11 protein-coding genes and 1 riboswitch are annotated in these 14,549 nt (G+C 73.5%); of the genes, 1 reads left to right on the top strand and 10 read right to left on the bottom strand.

The annotated features are described in order from the left end of the window. The first annotated feature begins 90 nt into the window (after window positions 1-90). On the top strand, window positions 91-819 hold the full coding sequence (locus tag ACZ5CW_RS25085; protein WP_468604977.1) for a ZIP family metal transporter: 729 nt from the start codon (window positions 91-93) through the stop codon (window positions 817-819). A gap of 14 nt (window positions 820-833) precedes the next feature. Here ACZ5CW_RS25085 and cobI read toward each other — a convergent pair whose 3' ends face one another. The 10 genes from cobI to ACZ5CW_RS25035 form a co-directional block, all read right to left on the bottom strand. Continuing rightward, complete coding sequence (gene cobI / locus ACZ5CW_RS25080) at window positions 834-1,565, bottom strand: precorrin-2 C(20)-methyltransferase (protein WP_468604975.1); 732 nt, start codon at window positions 1,563-1,565, stop codon at window positions 834-836. Continuing rightward, the gene (locus tag ACZ5CW_RS25075) at window positions 1,562-2,920 is read right to left on the bottom strand and encodes a cobyrinate a,c-diamide synthase (RefSeq protein WP_468604973.1); all 1,359 of its coding nucleotides are present in this window, start codon (window positions 2,918-2,920) and stop codon (window positions 1,562-1,564) included. Before ACZ5CW_RS25075 ends, cobI begins: the two co-directional genes overlap by 4 nt. Then, window positions 2,917-3,516 (bottom strand): cob(I)yrinic acid a,c-diamide adenosyltransferase, encoded by a 600-nt coding sequence (cobO, locus tag ACZ5CW_RS25070; RefSeq protein WP_468604971.1) that lies wholly within the window; start codon window positions 3,514-3,516, stop codon window positions 2,917-2,919. Before cobO ends, ACZ5CW_RS25075 begins: the two co-directional genes overlap by 4 nt. After that, window positions 3,516-5,510 carry a putative cobaltochelatase gene (locus tag ACZ5CW_RS25065; protein WP_468604969.1) on the bottom strand — a complete coding sequence of 665 codons (1,995 nt, stop codon included), beginning with the start codon at window positions 5,508-5,510 and terminating at the stop codon, window positions 3,516-3,518. The genes cobO and ACZ5CW_RS25065 overlap by 1 nt, the downstream gene beginning before the upstream one ends. Next, complete coding sequence (cobN, locus tag ACZ5CW_RS25060; RefSeq protein ID WP_468604967.1) at window positions 5,507-9,157, bottom strand: cobaltochelatase subunit CobN; 3,651 nt, start codon at window positions 9,155-9,157, stop codon at window positions 5,507-5,509. The genes ACZ5CW_RS25065 and cobN overlap by 4 nt, the downstream gene beginning before the upstream one ends. Next, window positions 9,154-10,662: a cobyric acid synthase gene (locus ACZ5CW_RS25055; protein WP_468604965.1), complete on the bottom strand. Its 1,509-nt coding sequence runs from the start codon at window positions 10,660-10,662 to the stop codon at window positions 9,154-9,156. The genes cobN and ACZ5CW_RS25055 overlap by 4 nt, the downstream gene beginning before the upstream one ends. Window positions 10,663-10,678: 16 nt before the next feature. Continuing rightward, entirely contained in the window at window positions 10,679-11,623 is a 945-nt protein-coding gene (locus ACZ5CW_RS25050; protein ID WP_468604963.1) for a cobalamin biosynthesis protein, read from the bottom strand. Window positions 11,624-11,721: 98 nt separating this feature from the next. Then, a riboswitch (cobalamin riboswitch) is annotated at window positions 11,722-11,863 on the bottom strand. A gap of 144 nt (window positions 11,864-12,007) precedes the next feature. Continuing rightward, window positions 12,008-12,235, bottom strand: a complete 228-nt coding sequence (locus ACZ5CW_RS25045; protein ID WP_468604961.1) for a hypothetical protein — start codon at window positions 12,233-12,235, stop codon at window positions 12,008-12,010. Between the two features lie 30 nt (window positions 12,236-12,265). Beyond that, window positions 12,266-13,519 (bottom strand): inorganic phosphate transporter, encoded by a 1,254-nt coding sequence (locus tag ACZ5CW_RS25040; RefSeq protein WP_468604959.1) that lies wholly within the window; start codon window positions 13,517-13,519, stop codon window positions 12,266-12,268. 88 nt (window positions 13,520-13,607) lie between these two features. Further along, entirely contained in the window at window positions 13,608-14,462 is an 855-nt protein-coding gene (locus ACZ5CW_RS25035) for a lysozyme (RefSeq protein ID WP_468604957.1), read from the bottom strand. Window positions 14,463-14,549 lie beyond the last annotated feature (87 nt).

Here is a 14,549-nt window from a genome sequence, read left to right as displayed (position 1 = left end):
GACTCGGAAGTGGGTGAAATGTCAGGGCGTGCAGAGGTTTGATCGGTGCCGGATGTGCGCGAAGGCACCTCGATCGGATAGCAAGTGCCTATGGCGGTCTTCGTCGCGCTCGGCGCGTTCCTGATGACGCTGGCCGGCGGCTGGACGGCACAGCGCGTGACCGACCGCAGGCATCTCGTCCTCGGCCTGGCCGGCGGACTGATGCTGGGCGTGGTCGGCCTCGATCTGCTGCCCGAGGCGCTGGAGGCGGCGGGCCGCGAGGTCTTCGGCGTACCCGCGGCCCTGCTGCTGTTCGTGGTCGGTTTCCTCTTCGCCCATCTGGTGGAGCGCCTCCTCGCCGCCCGCCAGGCCGCGCACGGCGGAGAGGAGCACGGGCACCGGGCGCCCGAGGTGGGTCTGACGGCGGCCGCCGCGATGGTGGGCCACAGCGCCATGGACGGCGTGGCGATCGGCGCGGCCTTCCAGGTGGGCGGTGGCATGGGCGCGTCCGTCGCGCTCGCCGTGATCGCGCACGACTTCGCCGACGGCTTCAACACCTTCACCCTCACGACCCTGTACGGCAACGCCCGCCGCCGGGCGATCGCGATGCTGATCGCCGATGCCTGCGCACCCCTGCTGGGCGCGCTGTCGACCGTCTTCTTCCACATCCCGGCGCCGGTGCTCGGCGGCTACCTCGGCCTCTTCGGCGGCGTACTGCTCTACCTCGCCGCCGCCGAGATCCTCCCCGAGGCCCACCACGAACACCCCGCCCGCTCCACCCTGCTGTGCACGGTCGCGGGCGCGGCGTTCATCTGGCTGGTGGTCGGCATCTCCGGCTGACCGGGGTCCCGGCGTCACAGCTTCCCGCCCCGCCCGCAGTCCCGCCGCGGGGGCGCGATCAGCGTCGAAAGGTACGGCAACGGCGTCCCGTCCAGCTCCGCGGCCGGCCGCACCGACTCCTCGGGCAGCCCCAGCGCCGAACCCCACACCGCGTCCCCGAGCCGCCCGGTCTCCTCGAGCGCCTCGGCGACCTCGGCGGCCTGCCGCCCGAACTTGTACGCCACGACCGTTCCCGGCCCGGCCAGCGCCTCCTTCAGCACCGCCGACCCGGCCGTGACCGGGACGAGGGTCAGCGGCTCGGTGCCCTCCGTCAGCACCGCGCCCGACCGCGCCGCGAGATCCTGCATGGCGGTGATCCCGGGCACGGTCTCCACGACGACGCCCGGCACCAGCTCGCCGATGGTCTGCGCGAGGTACGTGAACGTCGAGTACACGTTGGGGTCGCCGATGGTCGCGAAGGCCACGGACCCCCGCCGCCTCAGCAGCTCCGCGACCCGCTCCCCGGCCGCGTCCCAGGCCACCTCCCGGCGCGCCCGGTCGGTCCGCTCGTTCAGCGCGAACACCACCCGGACCACCTTGTCCTCGGGCACGTAGTGCAACACGGTCGCCTCCGCGCGCCCCCGCTCACCGGTGTCCATGACGGGTACGACGACGACGTCGGCCGAACGCAGCGCGTTGACCCCCTTCACGGTCACCAGCTCCGGATCACCGGGACCGACCCCGACCCCTACCAGCCTGCTGCTCATGACGTCCGGCACCTCTCCACGAACCGACGGGCCACACCGGGCTCGGACGCCCAGTGCGTGTGCAGATAACTCGCGTGCACGCCCTGCTGTACGAAACCTTCGACCCGCCGCACCGGGGACCGCATGCCCCAGGCGGGAGCGGCACCGGCACCCGGCTCGACGACCGTGCGGTGGAACTCGTGCCCCCGCATCCGCGTCCCGGCCGGCGCCAGCACACTGTCGCCGACGGCCACGGCGTCCCGGTAGCCGAGGGTCAGCCGCTCGGTCATCCGCGCGGTGGCGTCCAGCACCCCGCACATCGGACGCCCGTCCAGCTCCCGGCACAGATACAGCAGCCCGGCACATTCGGCGGCCACGGGCGCGCCGGACACCGCGAGGTCGGCGACGGCCTTGCGCAGCGGCTCGTTGGCGGACAGCTCGGCGGCGTACATCTCGGGGAACCCGCCACCGACGACCAGCCCGGCGGTCCCTTCCGGCAGCTGCTCGTCCCGCAGGGGGTCGAAGGTGACGACCTCCGCTCCGGCGGCGGTGAGCAGCTCGGTGTGCTCGGCGTAGGAGAAGGTGAACGCGGGGCCACCGGCGATGGCCACACGCGGCCTCGGCTCGCGGGTGGGCAGAGCTTCGGGGGTCCAGGGGGCGGAGCCTCCCGGAAGCGGGCCGGCGCTACGGGCCAGCGCCTCCAGCGCGGCCAGGTCGCAACCGCGAGCCACCTGCGCGGCCATGGCGTCCACCGCGTCGACCGCGGCCGAGCCGCGCTCGGCGACCGGCACCAGTCCCAGATGCCGCGACGGTGTCTGCACCTGGGCCGTCCGCCGCAGCACACCGAGAACCGGCACCCCCGCCGCGTCCAGCGCCTCCCGCAGGAGCGACTCGTGCCGGTCCGACCCCACCTTGTTCAGGATCACGCCTCCGACCCGCACCTGCGGATCCCAGGACGCGAACCCGTGCACCAGCGCCGCCACCGACCGCGACTGCGACGACGCGTCCACGACGAGCACCACCGGCGCCCGCAACAACTTGGCGACCTGGGCCGTGGACGCGAGTTCCCCCTCGCCCGCGGCCCCGTCGTACAGCCCCATCACACCCTCGACCACGGCGAGGTCACACCCCCGGGCACCGTGCAGGAACAGCGGTGCGACCAGCTCCGGCCCGCACAGGTACGCGTCGAGGTTGCGCCCCACCCGCCCGGTCGCGAGCGCGTGGTACCCGGGGTCGATGTAGTCCGGCCCGACCTTGTGCGGGGACACGGCGAGCCCCCGCGCGGCGAACGCGGCCATCAGCCCCGTGGCGACGGTGGTCTTGCCGCTGCCCGAAGACGGCGCGGCGATGACCAGCCGAGGCACCGACGACGTCACCACTCGATGCCCTTCTGGCCCTTCTGCCCCACGTCCATGGGGTGCTTGACCTTGGACATGTCGGTGACGAGGTCGGCGAAGTCCACCAGCTTCTCCGGCGCGTTCCGCCCGGTGATCACCACGTGCTGGGTGCCCGGCCGGTTCCGCAGCACGTCGACCACCTCGTCGGTGTCGACCCACCCCCAGTGCATCGGGTACGCGAACTCGTCGAGCACGTACAGCCGGTACGTCTCGGCCGCCAGGTCCCGCTTGACCTGCTCCCAGCCCTCCCGGGCCTTCTCCTCGTTGTCCAGCTGCGCGTCGCGCTGCACCCAGGACCAGCCCTCGCCCATCTTGTGCCAGTCGACGGTCCCGCCCTGCCCGGAGGCGCCGAGCACCCGCAGCGCGTTCTCCTCGCCGACCTTCCACTTCGCGGACTTGACGAACTGGAACACCCCGATCGGCCACCCCTGGTTCCAGGCGCGCAGCGCGAGCCCGAACGCGGCCGTGGACTTGCCCTTGCCGACCCCGGTGTGCACGACGACCAGCGGACGGTTCCGGCGCTGACGGGTCGTCAGGCCGTCCTCCGGTACGACACTCGGCTGTCCCTGCGGCATTACGCGGCCCTCCTCGACGTCCCCTGCACATCCCTGACCAGCCCGGCGATCGAGTCGGCCCGCAGCTCGTCCAGCGTGACGGCCGTACCGCCCAGCTCACCGGCCAGCTGCCCGGCGAGTCCGAGCCGCACCGGCCCCGACTCGCAGTCCACGACCACCGAGGCGACCTCCCCGGCCGCGAACAGCCGCGCCGCCCGCCCGGCCAGAACGACCGGATCCGGACCACCGGTGGCCCGCCCGTCGGTCACCACCACGACCAGCGCCCGCCGCGCCGGATCCCGCAGCCGCTCCACCCGCAGCACCTCGTGCGCCTTCAGCAGCCCGGCCGCCAGCGGCGTACGGCCGCCCGTCGGCAGCGACTCCAGCCGCACGGCGGCCGCGTCGACGGACGAGGTCGGCGGCAGCGCGACCTCCGCGCCGGACCCGCGGAAGGTCACCAGCCCCACCTTGTCCCGCCGCTGGTAGGCGTCCAGCAGCAGCGACAGCACGGCACCCTTCACGGCGCCCATCCGCTGCCGAGCCGCCATCGACCCCGAGGCGTCCACCACGAACAGCACGAGGTTCCCCTCGCGCCCCTCCCGGGTCGCCTGCCGCAGATCGTCCCGCCGGACCACCAGCCCCGGCCCGGACCGGCCGCGCGCCCGCTGGTGCGGGGCGGCGGCCCGCACGGTCGCCGCCAGATGCAGCTTGGTCAGCGCGCCCCGCGGCCGCCGGGACCCGGTCGTCCGCCCGTGCTCGGTCCGGGCCCGCGAGCGCCGGCCGGCGGCACCTTCGCCGATGCCGGGCACGCTCAGCACCTTCGTACGGAACGGCTCGGCGGCCCGTACGGCCGACTGCTCCTGGGAGCCGGCCGCCTGCGGCTGCCCGCCCTCACCGGCCTCCGGCCGCGCGGTGCCGCCGCCGTCGCCCTGGGGACCGCTGTCCGGTGCCGGCCGGCCGCCACCGCCACCGGGCCCGTCAGGTCCGGGATCGTCGTCCTCCGGCCCCGCGGACTGCTCCAGCGTCTCGTCCAGCTTGTCCTCGTCCAGGCCCGGCGCGTCGAACGGGTTCCGCCGGCGCCGGTGCGGCAGCGCGAGCAGCGCGGCCTGCCGCACGTCCTCGGCGAGCACGTCGGTCCGCCCGGCCCACGCGGCCAGCGCGGTCGCCGTACGCGCCATCACGATGTCGGCCCGCATGCCGTCCACCTCGAAGGCGGCACAGGTCGCCGCGATCTGCCGCAGCGCCCCGTCACCCAGCCGCACCTGCGGCAGCAACTCCCGCGCCGCGACGATCCGTTGCCGTACGGCCGCCTCCTCGCCGGCCCACCGGGCGGCGAAGCCGTCGGGGTCGTCGTCGTAGGCCAGCCTGCGCCGTACGACCTCCACCCGCTGGTCCGGCTCCCGGGAGGCGGCGACCTCCACGGTCAGCCCGAAGCGGTCCAGCAGCTGCGGCCGCAGCTCGCCCTCTTCGGGGTTCATGGTGCCGACGAGCAGGAAGCGGGCCGCGTGCCGCACGGAGACGCCCTCGCGCTCCACGTACGAGGCACCCATCGCCGCCGCGTCCAGCAGCAGGTCGACCAGGTGGTCGTGGAGGAGGTTCACCTCGTCCACGTACAGGATGCCGCGGTGCGCGTCGGCCAGCAGGCCCGGCTCGAAGGCCTTCACGCCCTCCGCGAGCGCCCGCTCGATGTCGAGGGCGCCGACCAGCCGGTCCTCGGAGGCGCCGACGGGCAGCTCGACCATGCGGGACGCGCGCGCCGTACCGGCTCCCGGCTCGTGCGGACCGTCCGGGCAGGACGGGTCCGGTGCCGCCGGGTCACAGGAGAACCGGCACCCGGGAACGACGGCCACCTGGGGCAGCAGCGCCGAGAGGGCACGGACGGCGGTGGACTTGGCGGTGCCCTTCTCGCCGCGCACCAGCACGCCGCCGACGGCCGGCGAGACGGCGTTCAGCAGCAGCGCGAGCCGCAGGTCGTCCTGGCCGACAACGGCCGTGAAAGGAAAGGGAGTCGTCACTGGTCGCCCTCCAGGTCGCCTTCCAGCTCGAGGTAGGTGGCGCGCAGCCGCTCCAGCGTGTCCGCGTCCGGCTCGGCCCACAGCCCGCGGTCCGCCGCCTCCAGCAGCCGCTCGGTGATCCCGCGCAGCGCCCACGGGTTGGACTTCTTCATGAAGTCCCGGTTCTCCGGGTCGAAGACGTACTCCGCGCTGAGCTTCTCGTACATCCAGTCGTCGACCACGCCGGCCGTCGCGTCGTAGCCGAACAGGTAGTCCACGGTCGCGGCCATCTCGAAGGCGCCCTTGTAGCCGTGCCGGCGCATGGCCGCCATCCAGCGCGGGTTCACCACCCGGGCCCGGAAGACCCGGTGGGTCTCCTCGCCCAGCGTGCGGGTCCGCACCTGGTCCGGTACGGCACTGTCGCCCACGTACGCCTCGGGGTTGGCGCCGGTCAGGTGCCGGACCATGGCGACCATGCCGCCGTGGTACTGGAAGTAGTCGTCGGCGTCGACCAGGTCGTGCTCGCGGGTGTCGACGTTCTTCGCGGCGACCGCGATCCGCTTGAACGCGGTCTCCATGTCGCCGCGCGCCGCCCGTCCGTCGAGCCCGCGCCCGTACGCATAGCCGCCCCACACCGCGTACACCTCGGCCAGGTCGGCGTCGGAGCGCCAGTTGCGGGCGTCGATCAGCGGCAGCAGACCGGCGCCGTACGCGCCCGGCTTCGAGCCGAAGACGCGGGCCGTGGCGCGCCGCCGGTCACCGTGCTCGGCGGTGTCCTCGTCGGCGTGCGCCTTGACGAAGTTCCGCTCGGCCGGCTCGTCCAGCTCCGCCACCGACCGCACCGCGTCGTCGATCAGCCCGACCACGTGCGGGAACGCGTCCCGGAAGAAGCCGGAGATACGGACCGTGACGTCGATGCGCGGGCGTCCCAGCTCCTCGAGCGGGATCACCTCGAAGCCGGTCACCCGGCGCGAGGCCTCGTCCCACACCGGGCGGCAGCCCAGCAGCGCCAGGATCTCGGCGATGTCGTCGCCCTGGGTGCGCATCGCGGAGGTGCCCCACACCGTCAGGCCGACCGACTTCGGGTACTCCCCGGTGTCCTGCAGATACCGCTGCACGAGCGAGTCGGCGAGCGACTGGCCCACCTCCCAGCTCAGCCGGGAGGGAATGGCCTTGGGGTCGACGGAGTAGAAGTTGCGGCCCGTCGGCAGCACGTTGACCAGACCGCGGGTCGGCGAACCGGACGGGCCCGCCGGTACGTAACCGCCGTCCAGCGCCCGCAGGATGTGCCCGATCTCGTCGGTGGTACGGGCGAGGCGCGGCACGACCTCGGCGCAGGCGAACTCCAGCACGGCCACCGCCTGCGGGAGCGCGGTGCCCAGGACCTCGCGGACGAGCGGCGCGCTCTCGGCGACCGCCCAGTCGCGTGCCTCCATGCCCTCCGCGATCCGCCGGCACAGCTGCTCCAGCAGGTCGATCGCGTCCGCGGCCGTGCGCGCCGGGCCGTCGACCAGGTCCGTCAGCTCGACCGGCACCTTCAGCGGCGCGCCCGGCTCGGCGAGCAGCTCCTTCTCCACCAGCCCGAAGTGCTCGGCCAGCGCGGCGCGCAGCCCGGGCAGCGCGTTGGCCTGCCCGCCCCACACCTGCGCGGCGCGCAGCACCGCGAGGACGAGGTTCACACGCGGCTCGCCGACCGGACCGCCGCCCAGGATGTGCAGGCCGTCGCGGATCTGGACGTCCTTGATCTCGCACAGATAGCCGTCGATGTGCATGACGAACTCGTCGAACTCGTCGTCGTCCGGCTGCTCGTCCACGTGCAGGTCGTGATGGAGTTCGGCGGCCTTGACCAGGGTCCAGATCTGGGCGCGGACGGCCGGGGCCTTCGCCGGATCCAGATCGGAGACGAGCGCGTACTCGTCCAGCAGCTGCTCCAGCTTGGCCAGGTCGCCGTAGGTGTCGGCGCGCGCCATCGGCGGCACCAGGTGGTCGACCACCGTGGCGTGCCCGCGCCGCTTGGCCTGGGTGCCCTCGCCGGGGTCGTTGACGATGAACGGGTAGACCAGCGGCAGATCGCCGAGCACGGCGTCCGGGGCGCAGCCGGCGCCCAGCCCGAGCCCCTTGCCCGGCAGCCACTCCATGGTGCCGTGCTTGCCCATGTGCACGACGGCGTCGGCGCCGAAGCTGTTGTCCAGCCAGCGGTAGGCCGCCATGTAGTGGTGGGAGGGCGGCATGTCGGGGTCGTGGTAGATCGCGATCGGGTTCTCGCCGAAGCCGCGCGGCGGCTGGATCATCACGACGACGTTCCCGAACCGGAGGGAGGCGAGCACGATGTCCTCGCCGTCCACGTACAGGCTGCCCGGCGGCTCGCCCCACGCCTCGGTCATCGCGTCCCGCAGCTCGGGGTCCAGCTTCGCGAACCAGGCCCGGTAGTCGGCCAGCGGCACCCGCGCGGGCGCGGTGGCCAGCTGCTCCTCCGTCAGCCACTCGACGTCGTGACCGCCGGCCTCGATGAGCCGGTGGATCAACTCGTCCCCGTTGTCGGGGTACTCGGTGAGGCCGTAGCCGGCCTCCCTGAGCGCGTCCAGGACGCGCACCGCCGAGGCGGGCGTGTCGAGGCCGACCGCGTTGCCGACCCGGGAGTGCTTGGTCGGGTAGGCGGTGAAGACCAGGGCGATCTTCTTCTCCGCGTTCGGCTTGTGCTTCAACTGCGCGTGCCGCAGGGCGATTCCGGCCACGCGCGCGGCCCGCTCGGGGTCGGCGACGTACACCGGGACCTCGTCCGGGCCCTGCTCCTTGAAGGAGAACGGCACCGTGATGAGCCGGCCGTCGAACTCCGGGATCGCGACCTGCATCGCCGCGTCCATGGGGGACAGGGCCGCGTCCGACTCCTCCCACGCGTTACGCGAGGAGGTGAGACAGAGCCCCTGCAGCACGGGGACGTCGAGGTCGGCGAGCGCGCCGATGTCCCAGGCCTCCTCGTCGCCGCCCGCCGACGCCTGCGAGGCGTGCGTGCCGCCGGCCGCGAGGACGGTGGCCACCAGCGCGTCGGCCCTGCCCAGCAGCTCGTACAGCCCGGGGTCCGCGCCGCGCAGCGAACCGCAGTACACCGGCAGGGCGTTGGCGCCCTTCGCCTCGATCGCCTCGCACAGCGTGTCGACGAAGGCCGTGTTGCCGCTCAGTTCGTGCGCCCGGTAGAAGAGCACGCCCACGGTCGGCCGGCCCGCGCGCAGCTCGTACGCCCCGTGCACGCCGTACTCCGGCATGCTGTGCGGCTCCTCGAAGCCCTCACCGGTCAGCAGCACCGTGTCCGACAGGAACCGGGACAGCTCCAGCAGGTTCGCCGGCCCGCCCTCGACGAGGTACTTCAGCGCCTCCGCCACCACACCGGCCGGCACGGACGAGTCGGCCATCAGCTCGGCGTCCGGCACGGCCTCTCCGCCCAGCAGCACGGTCGGCACACCGGAGGCCCGCAGCGCGGCCAGTCCGTCCTCCCAGGCGCGCTTGCCGCCCAGCAGCCGTACGACGGCGACGTCCGCGCCCTCGATCAGACCGGGCAGTTCCCCGGCCACGTCGACCCGGGTCGGGTTGCCGATCCGGTAGTGGGCGCCGGAGGCCCGGGCCGCCAGCAGATCGGTGTCGGCGGTCGACAACAACAACACTGTGCTCATGCGGGCGCTCCCGGTGGAATGAAAGGCAGTCCTTGCGGCGCGCCCGACTCGATGAGCCGCCACAGCGCGTCCGTGTCCGCGTGCTGTTCGATCAGGTCGCCGAGCCGGTCGAGCTGCTCCTCGCGCAGCGCGGCGAAGGACGTGTCCGGGGCCGGCACGAAGCGGCGGCCCGCGGCGGCGGCCACCTCGCGCAGGAAGGCCCGCCGGAAACCGTCCGACTCCAGGGAGCCGTGCCAGTGGGTGCCCCAGGTCTGGCCGACCCGGCAGCCGTCCAGGAAGGCATCGCCACCGGTCACTTCGGCGACCCCGTGATGGATCTCGTACCCTTCGACGTGCTCGCCGAGGGCTTCCCCGACGGGCCGGGTGAGCGTCTTCTCGCGGGCGAACCGCACCCGGACCGGCAGGACGCCGAGCCCCTCGACGTCCCCGCGACGGCTCTCGACCTCGTCCTCGATGTGCTCGCCGAGGATCTGGAAGCCGCCGCAGATGCCGAGGACGGGCCTGCCCTCGTGCGCCCTCCTGACGATGGCCCGCGCGAGTCCCCGCTCCCGCAGCCACTCCAGCGCCCGGACGGTGCCCCGGGTCCCCGGCACGACGACGAGATCGGCGTCCGCCAGCTCCTCCGGACGGTCCACGAAGCGCACCACGACCCCCGGTTCGGCGGCCAGCGCGTCCACGTCCGTGAAGTTGGACATGAGCGGGATCGCGCACACGGCGACCCGCAGCACGTCCTCGCCGACCGGGGGAGCGACGGTGGACTCCCGGACGGTCCCGCGCAGCGACACCCGCAGCCCGTCCTCCTCGTCGATGCCGAGCCCGTGCCGGAACGGCAGCACGCCGTACGTCCGCCGCCCGGTGAGGCCCTGGAGCATGTCCAGCCCCGGTTCCAGCAGGGAGACATCGCCCCGGAACTTGTTCACCAGGAACCCGGCGACCCGTTCCTGGTCCTCGGGCGAGAGCAGGGCGACCGTGCCGAAGAAGGAGGCGAAGACGCCCCCGCGGTCGATGTCCCCCACCACCAGCACGGGCAGCCCCGCGCCCCGGGCGATGCCCATGTTGACGATGTCGGTCCGTCGCAGGTTGATCTCGGCCGGGCTCCCCGCCCCCTCACAGATCACCGCGTCATACGTGCCCCGCAACTCGGCCAGGCACTCCAGCACGGTGCCGAGCAGCCGCTGCTGCCGCCCACCGTGGTACCCGCGCGCGCTCATCTCGCCCACCGGCTTGCCCAGCAGCACCACCTGGCTGCTCTGCTCGCCACCGGGCTTGAGCAGCACCGGGTTCATCAGCGCGGTCGGCTCGACCCGGCAGGCCTGCGCCTGCATCGCCTGCGCCCGCCCGATCTCCGCGCCCTCCCTCGTCACGAACGAGTTGAGGGACATGTTCTGCGCCTTGAACGGCGCGACCTTCACACCCTGCCGCACCAGCCACCGGCAGATCCCGGCCGTCACGACGCTCTTGCCGGCGTCGGAGGTGGTGCCGGCGACGAGGAGACCCCCGTTCACTTCCCATGCCCCCCGTTCACTTCCCACGTCCCTTCACGAGTCGGCGCGCGGCGACCGTGACGCCGAGCGCGAGCAGGCCGACGCGGCGGGAGAGCCGCACGGCCCGGTCGATGTCGGTCACCTCGACGGCCCGCCCGGCTTCCCCGCCCAGCACGGGGCGGTGTTCGACCCGGCCGCCGTAGGAGAGCGTCCCGCCCAGGCGCACCCCGAGGGCGCCCGCGAAGGAGGCCTCCACGGGCCCGGCGTTCGGGCTCGGGTGCCGGGACGCGTCGGCCCGCCAGGCTCGTGCGGCACCCCGCGGATCGGGGCCGGCGCACACGGCGAGGACGGCGGTCAGCCGGGCCCCCGGCCAGCCGGCGAGGTCGTCGAGGCGGGCGGAGGCCCAGCCGAAGCGCCGGAACCGGCGGGACTTGTGACCGACCATCGCGTCGAGGGTGTTGACCGCACGGAACCCGAGCAGCCCCGGCACCCCGCCCACGGCACCCCACACCAGCGCGCCCACGACCGCGTCGGAGGTGTTCTCGGCGACCGACTCGACCACGGCCCGGGCGATCCCGTCGGCGTCCAGCGCCTGCGGGTCGCGGCCGCACAGATGGGGCAGCCGGGCGCGGGCCGCCTCGACGTCCCCGGCCTCCAGGGCACGCCCGATGGTGCGGGCCTCCCGGGCGAGCGAGGTGCCGCCGACGACCGCCCACGTGGCGGCGGCGGTCAGCGCGGCGGAGGCGGCGGGGGAGGGGCGTACGGCGCGTGCCGCCAGCGCGCCGAGCGCGGCGGCGCCACCGGCGCACACGGCGGTGTGCAGGGCGCCCCAGCCGCGGTGGTCGTGCCACAACACGCGTTCCACGGCCGCGGCCGCCCGGCCGAACGCGGCGACCGGGTGCCCCCGGCGTGGATCGCCGAGGAGCAGGTCACCGAGAAGACCGGCGGCGGCGCCGTACGCGTAGGAGCGATCGGCACCCATCGGCTCAGCCGGCCGTGGGTACAGGAGCGGGCCTGGTACGGGTCCTTCGGCAGCCGAGCATGGCGATCTAGGTCCTCACTCAGGGTGTCCGCGCCCTGGTTCGACGAGATTCGGCGGTGAGAGTTCCTGGCTCCCGGGGGTTCTTCCCCGGTCACAGTGGCGGGACCGCGCCGGATTCGCACCGGCTTCCTCTCTTGCCGCCGTACATGGCCTGGGCAGTCCACCACGCGCCCGGAACGGCCGTCAACTTGCTGTTGACCTGCGTGGGGAGAGTGTGCCGATCCCCACACCGTGGGGCGGGCGGGCATGCCAGAGGCTCCCCTTCGCAACAGCTGGAGGGGAGCCTCGGAGTGCTCGGTCAGGCCTGCGCCGACGGACGCCGGGTCAGGCCTTGCCGACGATCAGGTAGATGCCGTACGCCACCGCCGCCGCGCAGGCCGCGAAGCAGACGTAGGCGCCGGTGACGGCGAGGGTCGCGGAGCCGCCCTGGGCCGCGGCCTTCTCGCGCCGCGACAGACCGTTGATGCCGAGGGTGAACAGGGCCACCAGGCCCACCGTGAACACGAGGCTGACGCCGAAGACGGAACCGAGGGCCGCCCAGTCGATCTTCATGATGCTTCCTTGGTGAACGAGTGCTCGGGGTCAGACCGCGGCGGCCGGCGGGGCCGCCGGGGCGGCGGGGGCCGGTTCGGCGACGGGGGCGGGGATGGTGGCCGTCAGGCCCTCGGTGACCGTGCCCACCGGGGGCGGGGTCACGGCGGCGATGGCGGTGGTCACCACGCCGGCCGGCTCCTCGGTCTCGGTGACGACGTTGGTGTGGTCGACGACCTCGCGGCGGGAGATCTTCCAGATCGCGGCGCTGGCGGCGATCAGGAAGACGGCGACGGCGGCGGTGCCCCAGTCACCCAGGTCGGTGACGGACTCGGCGCCCGCGCCCACCAGGGCGGCGGCCGGCAGGGTCAGCGCCCAGGCGGCGAACATGCGGGTCGCGGTGGACCAGCGGACCACACCGCCCTTGCGGCCCAGACCGGCGCCCATCACCGAGCCCGAGACGACATGGGTGGTGGAGAGGGAGAAGCCGAGGTGGGAGGAGGCCAGGATGGCGGTCGCGGCGCTGGTCTGGGCGGCGAAGCCCTGGCGCGGCTCCAGGTCGGTCAGGCCCTTGCCCATGGTGCGGATGATGCGCCAGCCGCCGATGTAGGTGCCGAGCGCGATCGCCAGGCCGGCGGAGAGGATCACCCAGGTGGGAGGGTTCGAGCCGGGGGCGAGGGAGCCGCCCGCGATGAGGGCGAGGGTGATGATGCCCATCGTCTTCTGGGCGTCGTTGGTGCCGTGGGCGAGGGAGACCAGGCCGGCGGAGGCGATCTGGCCGGCGCGGTAGCCCTTGCGGGTGGCCTCGCCGTCGGCCGTGCCGCCGATGCCGTAGGAGAAACGGGTGGCCAGCAGTGACGCGAGGCCCGCCACGATCGGCGCGGCGACCGCCGGCAGCAGCACCTTGGTGACCAGGACGTCACCGTGGACGGCGCCGAAGCCCGCGGAGGCGACGGTGGCGCCGACCAGGCCGCCCATCAGGGCGTGGGAGGAGCTGGAGGGGAGGCCCACCAGCCAGGTCAGCAGGTTCCAGAGGATCGCGCCGACCAGGGCGGCGAAGATGACCTCGGGACGGATGCCGGTCTCGTCGACGAGACCCTTGGAGATCGTGTTGGCGACCTCCACCGAGAGGAAGGCGCCCCCAAGATTGAGGACGGCGGACATGGTCACCGCGATCTTGGGCTTCAGAGCGCCTGTGGAGATGGTGGTGGCCATCGCGTTCGCGGTGTCGTGGAAACCGTTCGTGAAATCGAACGCGAGTGCGGTCACCACCACAATCGCGAGGATCAGCGAGAAGCTTTCCATTTACCCAGGCAATCGTTCGAGGTCATTGGCTGGTCGAACGTAGGCAACCTGGGTGAACGGAAGATGAACTGAGTCGGGCACGGGGGTGTCAGTAACGCGCGGGAGAGGTTCCGTTTGTCTCCGCCGACCCAGGCGCCCCTTGACTACCGGCCCCCGCGAAGGTCCGCAGCCGGGCCGCCGGCCCGTTGAAGAGATTCTGGTCACCCGGCACCCCGCCCTCGGTGCCGTACTGCCAGAACGTCCAGTGCCGCCAGCCGCCTGGCAGCGTCCCCGGCCGCGAGGTGCCGTGACGGGCGATCCACAGAGCGTGGGTGGCGGAGAAGGCGCGGCTGTTCCCGGTGCAGAGCTTCCACCAGTGGGTCGTCGTGTAGATCACCGGGCGGCGGCCGGTCTCGCGCTTGATCTCGTCGCTGAAGGACCGGATCCAGCGGACCATCCGCTTCCTGCTCAGTCCGTAGCAGATGTGCTGCGCGCCGTAGGGGTTGTACTCGATGTCCAGTGCGGGCGGCAGCGTCCAGCCGTCCGCCCGCCAGTCGCCGCCGTGCCGCACGAAGTACGCGGCCTGCCGGGCGCCGGAGGACTCGTCCGGCCGCGCGAAGTGGTACGCGCCCCGGATCAGGCCGGCCCGGCGCGCGCCGCCGTACTGCTGCGAGAAGCGGGGATTGCGGTAGTCCGTGGCCTCGGTCGCCTTCACGTAGACGAACCGCACGCCCTTCGACCGGGCGGCCGGCCAGTCCACCCGCTTCTGGTGGGACGACACGTCGTGCCCCCGGGGCAGCGGCGCGGCAGCGGCCGGGGGCCGTGCCGTCCCGGGTCGCGGCTCCCGCCGCCCCGCCTCCGCGGGGCCGGCCGACGCGGTCGCGGTGCCCGTGAGGGCGAGCGCCGCCGTGGCCGCCGCGAGGACACCGGCGCGGCGACGGAGTGGGGTGCGTTCACAGGCCATGCGTCGTCTCCCCGGGGTGGCGGGCGAAGGATCGCCGGGCGGGCGAGAGGGAACCCGGGCGAGCAAGAGGGAACATTGAAGGCTCCG

The sequence above is a fragment of the Streptomyces sp. NPDC031379 genome, from assembly GCF_055569615.1.
This window is presented reverse-complemented; position numbering and strand designations above follow the sequence as displayed.